9 protein-coding genes are annotated in these 8,576 nt (G+C 55.0%); 1 reads left to right on the top strand and 8 read right to left on the bottom strand.

Features of this window, described 5'->3' with window-relative positions; all coding sequences use genetic code 11:
• Positions 1 to 137: 137 nt before the first annotated feature.
• From argS to Q1K23_RS05905, 4 genes are all read right to left on the bottom strand, one after another.
• A complete protein-coding gene (argS, locus tag Q1K23_RS05920; RefSeq protein WP_300363231.1) occupies positions 138 to 1,721 on the bottom strand; it encodes an arginine--tRNA ligase in 1,584 nt (527 codons plus the stop codon).
• A 6-nt stretch (positions 1,722 to 1,727) separates the two neighbouring features.
• Positions 1,728 to 1,964 (bottom strand): twin-arginine translocase TatA/TatE family subunit, encoded by a 237-nt coding sequence (locus Q1K23_RS05915; protein ID WP_300363230.1) that lies wholly within the window; start codon positions 1,962 to 1,964, stop codon positions 1,728 to 1,730.
• Positions 1,965 to 2,215: 251 nt separating this feature from the next.
• On the bottom strand, positions 2,216 to 2,839 hold the full coding sequence (gene gmk / locus Q1K23_RS05910) for a guanylate kinase (RefSeq protein WP_300363229.1): 624 nt from the start codon (positions 2,837 to 2,839) through the stop codon (positions 2,216 to 2,218).
• Positions 2,840 to 4,390, bottom strand: coding sequence for a hypothetical protein (locus Q1K23_RS05905; RefSeq protein ID WP_300363228.1), 1,551 nt, complete (start codon positions 4,388 to 4,390; stop codon positions 2,840 to 2,842).
• 84 nt (positions 4,391 to 4,474) lie between these two features.
• Between Q1K23_RS05905 and Q1K23_RS05900 the strand changes: the two genes are divergently transcribed.
• Positions 4,475 to 5,017, top strand: coding sequence for a phospholipase D-like domain-containing protein (locus tag Q1K23_RS05900; RefSeq protein WP_300363227.1), 543 nt, complete (start codon positions 4,475 to 4,477; stop codon positions 5,015 to 5,017).
• Here the strand turns inward: Q1K23_RS05900 and fliR are convergent.
• The 4 genes from fliR to rpsB are packed head-to-tail and all read right to left on the bottom strand — an operon-like array spanning position 5,011 to position 8,204.
• Positions 5,011 to 5,778 (bottom strand): flagellar biosynthetic protein FliR, encoded by a 768-nt coding sequence (gene fliR / locus Q1K23_RS05895; RefSeq protein WP_300363226.1) that lies wholly within the window; start codon positions 5,776 to 5,778, stop codon positions 5,011 to 5,013. The genes Q1K23_RS05900 and fliR overlap by 7 nt on opposite strands.
• On the bottom strand, positions 5,775 to 6,458 hold the full coding sequence (locus Q1K23_RS05890; RefSeq protein WP_300363225.1) for an ABC transporter ATP-binding protein: 684 nt from the start codon (positions 6,456 to 6,458) through the stop codon (positions 5,775 to 5,777). Before Q1K23_RS05890 ends, fliR begins: the two co-directional genes overlap by 4 nt.
• Positions 6,459 to 6,464: 6 nt before the next feature.
• Positions 6,465 to 7,388 (bottom strand): translation elongation factor Ts, encoded by a 924-nt coding sequence (gene tsf, locus Q1K23_RS05885; protein ID WP_300363224.1) that lies wholly within the window; start codon positions 7,386 to 7,388, stop codon positions 6,465 to 6,467.
• 3 nt (positions 7,389 to 7,391) lie between these two features.
• Positions 7,392 to 8,204: a 30S ribosomal protein S2 gene (gene rpsB / locus Q1K23_RS05880; protein WP_300363223.1), complete on the bottom strand. Its 813-nt coding sequence runs from the start codon at positions 8,202 to 8,204 to the stop codon at positions 7,392 to 7,394.
• Positions 8,205 to 8,576: the final 372 nt, after the last annotated feature.

Raw genomic sequence — 8,576 nt, 5'->3', positions numbered from 1 at the left:
TAACGACGCTTTTCAAAGAGCCCCGGTTTGACCGGAACAGTTTGCAAGCTAACTTGCCGGGGCTCTTGAACATGAATGAAGCAAAGAGTGTTCCAATCGTGAAAAAAGAGAAGATGTAGAAGTTTTCGAAAGAGCTTCTACATCTTTTTGAGTGCGCTGATGCCGAGCATCTTCAGGCCCACCCGCAGCGAGAGAGCGACCATGGCCGAGAGTTTCAGCAGTTTCTCCTCGTGGGGCGTGCCGATGATGCGGTTGTCGTAGTAGAATTTGTGGTACATGCCTGCCAGATATTTCAGATAGTCGGTCACTTTCTGCAGCTGCCGGCTCTCGAAGGCGTCTTCGAGGACTTCAGGAAGCAGCAGGGCCGTAAAGAGCAGATCGTAGGCATCCTCTCCCAGCCCTTCCATCGAAACGCCGAAGACCTCTTCCTGGCTTTTGCCCGCCTTTTCGAAAAGTGAAAAGACCCGGGCGTGGGCGTAGTTGATGTAGTAGATCGGGTTGGAGTTGTCCTCTTTTTTCAGATCCTCCACATCGAACTCCAGATGGGTGTCGCTCTTTTTGGTCAGGAAGATGAAGCGCAGGGCGTCGGCTCCGATCTCCTTGACGATATCCTGCATCAGGATGAAGTTTCCGGCCCGCTTGGACATCTTGTAGGGTTCGCCGCCTTTGAGCAGCGACACCATCTGCGAAAGGATGATCTCCAGACGCTGCGGGTCGTGACCGAAAAAGGCGATGGCCGCCTTGACCCGGGCGATATAGCCGTGGTGGTCGGCTCCCCAGATGTTGATGTAGTGGTCGTAGCCCCGTTCGAACTTCTGATAGTGGTAGATGATGTCGCCGGCCAGATAGGTGGGACGGCCGTCCTCCCGAACGACGACACGGTCCTTTTCGTCGCCGTGCTCGGTGGACTTGAGCCACCATTTGCCGTCCTTCTCGTAGACGGCACCCGCGTCGGCGAGTTTCGTCAGGATCTCGTCCCACCGGTCGTAGAGGGATTTTTCGCTGACGTAGTGGTCGAAAAAGATACCCACCTCCGCCAGATTCTCGTTGATGAGTTCGAGCATACGGTCTTTGGCCCACTCCGAAATCTCGGGGATGAAGGTTTCGTCCGTGAACTTCTCTTCGCCCAGATCATCCACCGCTTTTTTGGCGAGGTCGGCGATATACTCTCCCCGGTAGTACTCCTCGGGCCACTCCACCTCGAAACCGAGATGCTCACGACCCGCGAGATAGACCGAAAGACCCAGCAGATAGATCTGGTTCCCCGCGTCGTTGACGTAATACTCACGCTCGATACGGTACCCGACATGCTCTCCGATCCTCGCCAGCACGTCACCCCATACAGCGCCTCTCGCGTGACCGATATGAAGCGGTCCCGTCGGATTGGCACTGACGAACTCCAGCAGAATGGAAGTACCGTTCTCCCCTTTTGCGAAATCCTCTTCGTGCCCGAGCGCCCATACGGCGTACTCGTTCAGAAAATCCTGACTCAATTTGAGGTTGACGTATCCTTTGATAGCGTCGACCTTTTCGAACATCTCCTCTTCACGCAGCTTCTCGGCGAGCTCTTCGGCGATCTGCATCGGATTGCGTCGAAGCGTCTTCGCCAGCGAAAAGGCGATCGGTGTCGCGTAGTGTCCGAAATTCTTGTCTTTCGGTTTCTCCAGAACGATCGGATGGTCGATATGTTTGCTAAGAACTTCGTAGACTCGTTTTTTCAAAGCGGATCAGGCCTCTTTTTTCTCTTCCGTTTTCGCGGTTTCGGTCGTTTCGGCTTTCTGCTCGACCTGTTTTTCGGCCTTCGCGGCCGCCATTTCTTCCTCTTCGTCCTCTTTCATCGCCTTTTTGAAGTTGCGGATACCGCTACCCATTCCCTTGGCGAGTTCGGGGATCTTTTTCGCTCCGAAAAGCAGTACGACGATCGCGAGAATGATCAAAAGTTCCGGCATAGATGGCATACCCATACGTATCTCCTTGAATAATTTTGGATTTATTATATCTATCGTTGCCTGTTGCAGGCCTTATGGGGAGCTCTAAAAACCTTATACGGATCATAGAAGGCAAAGTCGGGGTAAGATTCGGTGAGAGATTTCCGCAGGCCCAACCGTAGTTGAGTCAAGGAAATATCTTGCCGAAGATTGCCCCAAATCTGTCTTCCCTATGGGCTTTGCAAGCTATGACCGCATAGGGTTTTCAGAGGTGCCCTTATATCTTTTCACGAGTCTTCGCTTCGCCACTCGTTGACGAATTGCAGCGCCTGTTTGCGCCCCTTTTTGAGTCGCGCCGCCTTGGCCACGGCGATGAAGGAGTCGAGGGCTTTTTCGAAGTCGTCGTTGACGATCAGAAAATCGTAGGCCGTGATGTACTCGACCTCGATGAGAGCGTTTTCGATACGGTTTTTGATGATCTCCTCGTCGTCGGTGCCCCGGCTTTTGAGGCGCCGCTCCAGCTCCGCCAGCGTCGGGGTCGTGACGAATACCGACGTGATCAGGTCCCCCATCCTCTCCCTGGCGATGGCGTGTCCCTGTACGTCGATGTCGAATATCACGAGTTTTCCCGCTTCGAGCGCCTCTCTGACCGGTTTCAGGGACGTACCGTAGTAGTTGCCGTGCACCTGGGCGTACTCGAGAAACTCACCCGCCCTGATGTCCGCTTCGAAGGTCTCCTTGTCGACGAAAAAGTAGTCGACGCCGTCTCTCTCTCCCTCGCGGGGCGGACGCGTCGTCGTCGAAATCGAGAAGTAGTAGTCTCCGATCTTGTCGCCCGCAGCCTTGATCAGAGAGCTTTTCCCCGCACCGCTGGGACCGGAGATGATCAGTATCGATCCAAAATTCTTCATCTACACATCTTTCGGAAAGGTGATGTTGATCGTGATCTGGGCGCCGGCGAGCAGTTTGCGCAGCGCTTCCGGATCGCTTCCCAGAAGACCGGAGAGGAGCGCCCCTTCCGCCGCAGCGGCCGCCTGGGAGGCTTTGGGTGCCTCTTCCGCCGCGGTTTCGGTTTGGGGCTCCGGTACCGTTTCCGTTTCCATGGTTTCTTCCCTGCTCTCTTCCGGTGTTATCTCTTCGCCGAGTACCGCACCGAGCTCCTCTTCCGAAAGCGTCTCCAGCTCCTCTTCGCTTTCGGGTTCGATCCCCTTCAGCACTTCGAGCTCTTCGATCTCCTCGAGAGAGATCTCCTCCGTGATCTCTTCGGATGGCGGCTCCGTCGCTTCCTCTTCGACGCCGGTTTGCGATCCCTCTTCCTCCGGCAACGCTTCGCCCGCCGTCTCCTCTTCCGCTTCTGTCTCTTCGAGAAGCTCGTCGAGATCGAACGCTTCGGCCTCCTGCTTCTTTTCACTCTCTTCGGGCAACCCCTCGACGAACTCTTCCGCAGCCTCGTTTTCGACCGCCTCTTCGCCCAGAAGCTCTTTCACCTCGCTGACCAGGCTCTCGTCAAGAACGCCGCCCACGGGCTCCTCGGGTTCGGGAAGGCTGATCGGCTCCTCCGGCTCCCTCTCTTCCTCCACCCTCTCTTCCGCCGCTTTCTCAGCTGTTTCACTCTCCTCTGTCTCGAGGCCCTCCAGGTCGAGTCCTTCAAGAAGCGCTTCGAAATCCTCTTCTTCGAGTCTCTCTTCACTCTCTTTGGACTCCGTCTCCTCCGCCTCTTCCAGCAGTTTGTCGAGATCGAAGCTCTCCGCCTCTTCCTTCGTGCTCTCTTCGGATGGCGGCTCGGCCTCTTCGCCTTCCTCGATCGTTTCGGAAGGTGTCTCTTCCGTTTCCCCTTCGATCTCCTTCTCTTCCGCCTCTTCCCCCGCCTCTTCGAGTTCCAGTGACGCCATCAGGGCTTCGAAATCCTCTTCCGCTTCCACACTTTGGGAAGCTTTCTCCTCTTCGTGCGATTCGGCTTCGAGCTCCTCGAGAAGCGTATCGAAATCCTCCATCCCGACGATGCCGGCGGCCATCCCGCTCTCTTCCGCGGTCGTGCTTCTCTCCTCTTCATCGGCGATCTCGTTTTCCGCCAGCGCCGCCATTTCGGGCATCCCCTCTTCCACACCCGTCTCTTCAGGCTCCGTCTCCATTTCCGGCAGAAGGAGATCGTCGTGGATCTCGCTCATCAGATCGACCATCTCCGTCGGCAGAAACGGCTTTTTGATGTAGTAGTCGAATCCCGGTACTTTCGTATCGTCGTCGGCGTAGATCAGACAGGTTTTCTTGACACCTGTACGCCTCTTCAATATTTCTGGACTCGTACCCTCGAGTTTCGCGTCGTCGATAAAGAGAACGTCGAAATCCTCTCCCTCGATTTCGTCGATGGAAAACTCTTCGACGATCTCGTATCCGGATTTCTGCGCACTGAGTCCCGCCAGTTTCGAGACGATGGGATTTTGGTTGATTAGCAGTATTCGCATTCTCGAAGCCTTTGTCGTGTGGGTGTTTTGGCAATCGCTTTTATTGTATAATCAACATCATTTATTTTTGCTTTAGGAAGACGAATGCGCCATATATGGCCACTTCTGGCACTCTTTTCGCTCTTGACTTTCCTCCATGCCGACCCTACCCATCTGCGATGCTACACACTTCCCTACGAATCGAAAGAGGCGCTGCGTGCGATGGTCAAAACGATCGACGGCGCCCGCTACCGCATCGATGCGGCCATCTACAGTTTCACCCACAAAACCATCGCGAAGCGTCTCGTCAACGCGGCGAAACGGGGTGTGAAGGTCCGCATCGTTTTCGACCGCTCCTCCAACCTGAAAAACCAAAAAAGCCAGCTCGGCTACCTCGCCAAATACCGAAATATCCAAACGCTTCTGCTGGAGGGCAGACCCTATCGGAAAAAGGGTTCCGAAAGAGCCCTGATGCATATGAAAGTGATGATCGTCGACAACCGCCGCATCGTCACGGGATCGGCGAACTGGACCTATTCCGCTTTCGGGAAAAACTACGAAATTCTCTGTCTGATAGACGACTACGCTCTGGCCAAACGGCTGGAGCGCTCATTCGAAAGAATGGTCAGGGAGGCGAAACCCTACTGAATCCACGCCTTCAAAACGGCGATGGCATCCAGAAACTGCTCCTTGAATATCATCATCATCGAACCCAATACGACGGACCAGACCACTAAAGAGAGGGCGATCTTGATGGGAAATCCGACGACCAGAAGGTTGAACTGGGGCATCGTCTTCATCAGCATCCCGAAAATGATATCCGAAAGCAAAGAGAGTGCGACGATCGGAAAAGCGACGGAGAAGCCCAGCATGAAAAGATTGCCCATCGCCCGGATGACATAGTCGAACATCTGAGGATCGAGGACGAAACCGCCCAGAGGCGCCCCCTGCAGCGCCTCCACCATCCACATGAGAATCATGTAGTGACCGTTGAAGGCCAGGAGTATCAGCAGGGCCATCATCGTCAGAAACTGGCTCACCAGAGGCGACTGGATCTGACTCTGGGGATCCATGACACTCGCCAGCGAAAACCCCATGACGAAAGCGATCTGCTCGCCGGCATAGGCGAAAATGCCGAAAACGATATTCAGCACGACCCCCGCGATCAGCCCCATCACGATTTCCGAAAAGAGCGCCATGAAAAAAATCCCCGCGGAAGCCGGTTCTGGCGTTACCGGCACGATGGGATAGAGCACCAGTGCCAGATAGAAGGCGAAAGCCCCCTTGATCGACGGAGAGACCGACATATGATTGTAGAAAGGCAAGAAGACGAAAAGGGTGGAGAGTCGGACGAAAAGGAGCAGAAAGGTGTAGATGTGATCGGGCGCGAGCAGGCTGTACCAGCTCACCGGACGCGCTCCAGCCTCGCATGCTCCAATCTGTAGACCCTGTCGCAGCTGTCGGCGATGCGTTCGTCGTGTGTGACGAGAAAGAGGGCCCCTTCGACCTTTTCGATATGTTCGAAAACCGTCTCCATCACGGTATGGGCCGTCTCGTCGTCGAGATTGCCCGTCGGCTCGTCGGCGAAGATGAGACGGGGATTTTTGGAGAGGACCCTGGCGATCGAAACTCTCTGCTGCTGTCCTCCGGAGAGTTCCGTGACCCGTTGATGCATGACGCTTTCGATCCCGAGTCTTCTCAGAAGCGCTTCGTCGGGCTCCGTTTCGCTCAGAAGCGTGGCGATCTCGACATTTTCCGCCGCGCTCATCCCCTTGAAAAGATAGTGAAACTGGAAAATGATGCCGATTTCGTAACGGCGGATCGCCAGCTGCTGTTTCGGCGTCAGCGTGTAGACATCCGACCCCAGCAGTTCGACACGACCGTGCTGCGGTTTCAGAAGGGTCGCCAGTATGTGTAGAAGCGTCGATTTGCCGCTGCCGCTGACACCGATGACGGCGACTTTTTCGTTTTCACGGATGGTCAGATCGATATTTTCGAAAAGGGGATAGTCGAATGCGTGGGAGAGTTTTTCTGCTCTAAGCAGGACCGGAGCGTCGGGTGACACTCCGGCAGTCGTCGAAAGAGGCATACGGGTCTATTTGCCCATCTGTGCCGCAACTTCCGCTGCGAAATCTTCCTCTTTCTTTTCGATACCTTCACCAAGCTCGAAGCGGATGAATTCGACGATCTTCGCCGTACCGCCCGCCGCTTTGGCGGCTTCGTCGAGCACCTGGCCGACGGTTTTCTTGTCGTCCATGACGAAGGGCTGGTTGACCAGCGTGTTGTCTTTGAGGAAACGTTTGATCTTGCCCGGGAGAATCTTGTCCCAGATCTTTTCGGGCTTGCCCTCTTTTTTGAGCTGCTCGATCGCGATCTCTTTCTCTTTCTCGATCGTTTCGGCCGGAACGGCTTCCTCGTCGAGATAGGCGGGGTTCATCGCGGCGATGTGCATCGCGATGTTTTTGAGCGTCGGGCGGATCGCTTCGCAGGTCTTGTCGCTGTCGCATTTGGCGGCGACGAGAACGCCCACCTTGCCGTTACCGTGGATATAGCCCTCGACGGTACCGTTTTCACCGGCGTCGATGGTGACGAAACGGCGCATGACGATGTTTTCACCGATTTTCGCGATTTCGCCTTTGAGGTACTCTTCGAACGTCGTACCGTCGATCTCTGTCTGAAGCAGATCCTCGACCGTCGTCGCCGTGGAGCAATGTACGTGGCGGGTCGCTTTTTTCACGAGCGACTTGAAGTTGTCGTTCTGGGCGACGAAGTCCGTTTCGGCATTGATCTCGGCGATCGTTCCTTTGCGATGGTCGTCGCTGATTTCGATGCTGATCGCACCTTCGCTGGCGACACGGCCCGCTTTTTTGGCCGCGCTGGAGAGGCCCTTTTTGCGAAGCCACTCGACGGCGGCTTCCATGTCACCGTTCGTTTCGGTGAGCGCTTTTTTACAGTCCATCATCCCCGCGTTGGTTCGCTGGCGGAGTTCTTTGACCATTGCTGCTGTTACTGCTGCCATCGCTTACTCTCCTTTGTTTTCTTCGGTCGCTTCCGTTGCCGTTTCGGCACCTTCCGCTTCACCCTCGGCGACCGCTTCTTCGGTCACGGCAGCCATCTCCTCTTCGGTGACAGCCTCTTCCTCTTCGGCTTCCTGGGCCGCCAGTTCACGGCCTTCGATGATCGCGTCGGCGATCTCGCGGCAGAAGAGCTGGATCGAGCGGATCGCGTCGTCGTTGCCCGGAATCGGATAGTCGATGACATCGGGATCGCAGTTGGTATCCAGCGGCGCGATGACCGGGATACCGAGGCGGCGCGCCTCTTTGATCGCGATACGCTCTTTGACAGCGTCGATGACGAAAAGATAGTCGGGCAGTTTTTTCATGTTGCGGATACCGCCGAGGTAGTTTTCGAGTTTCTCTTTTTTGCGCTTGAGCATCAGCGCCTCTTTTTTGGTGAGCAGATCCATCTTTCCGCTCTCTTCCATCTCCTCGATCACCTCGAGTTTGCGGATCGATTTGCGGATCGTCTGATAGTTTGTCAGCATACCGCCGAGCCAGCGGGTCTGTACGTAGGGCATGCCGCAGCGCTGTGCGTGCTCGACGATCGCGTTGCGCGCCTGTTTTTTCGTACCGACGAACATGACCGTTTTGCCTTCGGCCGCCGCGTCACGGACGACATTGTAGGTGTAGCGGAAGTAGCGAAGCGTCTTCTGCAGGTCGATAATATGGATATTTTTTCGTACGCCGAAGATGAATTTCTTCATTTTCGGGTTCCAACGACGTGTCTGGTGTCCAAAGTGCATACCGCACTCGAGCAGGTCTTTCATAGTGACCATGGGTTCTCCTTGAGAAAAATTTTGTCTGTGCCATGTGGCCAGGTTTAGCCTCTGTGCCCATCAACGCGGATCTTCCGCGCAACCTGTCAAGGATTGACACATGTGAGGTCTTCCCTTTTACGGAAAAAGGGAGTGCAATAATACTGAATATGAGCTGAATTTCAGCTTTATTTCAATTAGTGCTGAGTATCGAGTACTGAGTACTGAGAGGAATCGGCTACGCCGGCTATTTAATTATATTGGAAGTGGCGAAGCCGCATCCTTCATTCTACATTCTCAATTCTCCATTCTCAATTCCTGAAGCTTCTTCTTCACCGCTTCCACATGCCCTTTGACACGCACTTTCGGCCAGACGGCGGCGATGTTGCCCTC

Origin of the sequence: Hydrogenimonas sp. (genome assembly GCF_029933015.1) — a bacterium.
Lineage (GTDB): Bacteria > Campylobacterota > Campylobacteria > Campylobacterales > Hydrogenimonadaceae > Hydrogenimonas.
This window is presented reverse-complemented; position numbering and strand designations above follow the sequence as displayed.

Coding starts and splice junctions, on each gene's coding strand:
- Q1K23_RS05915 (WP_300363230.1), bottom strand. CDS start 1,964: ATGGGTATGCCATCTATGCCGGAACTTTTGATCATTCTCGCGATCGTC.
- gmk (WP_300363229.1), bottom strand. CDS start 2,839: ATGAAGAATTTTGGATCGATACTGATCATCTCCGGTCCCAGCGGTGCG.
- Q1K23_RS05905 (WP_300363228.1), bottom strand. CDS start 4,390: ATGCGAATACTGCTAATCAACCAAAATCCCATCGTCTCGAAACTGGCG.
- Q1K23_RS05900 (WP_300363227.1), top strand. CDS start 4,475: ATGCGCCATATATGGCCACTTCTGGCACTCTTTTCGCTCTTGACTTTC.
- Q1K23_RS05890 (WP_300363225.1), bottom strand. CDS start 6,458: ATGCCTCTTTCGACGACTGCCGGAGTGTCACCCGACGCTCCGGTCCTG.
- tsf (WP_300363224.1), bottom strand. CDS start 7,388: ATGGCAGCAGTAACAGCAGCAATGGTCAAAGAACTCCGCCAGCGAACC.
- rpsB (WP_300363223.1), bottom strand. CDS start 8,204: ATGGTCACTATGAAAGACCTGCTCGAGTGCGGTATGCACTTTGGACAC.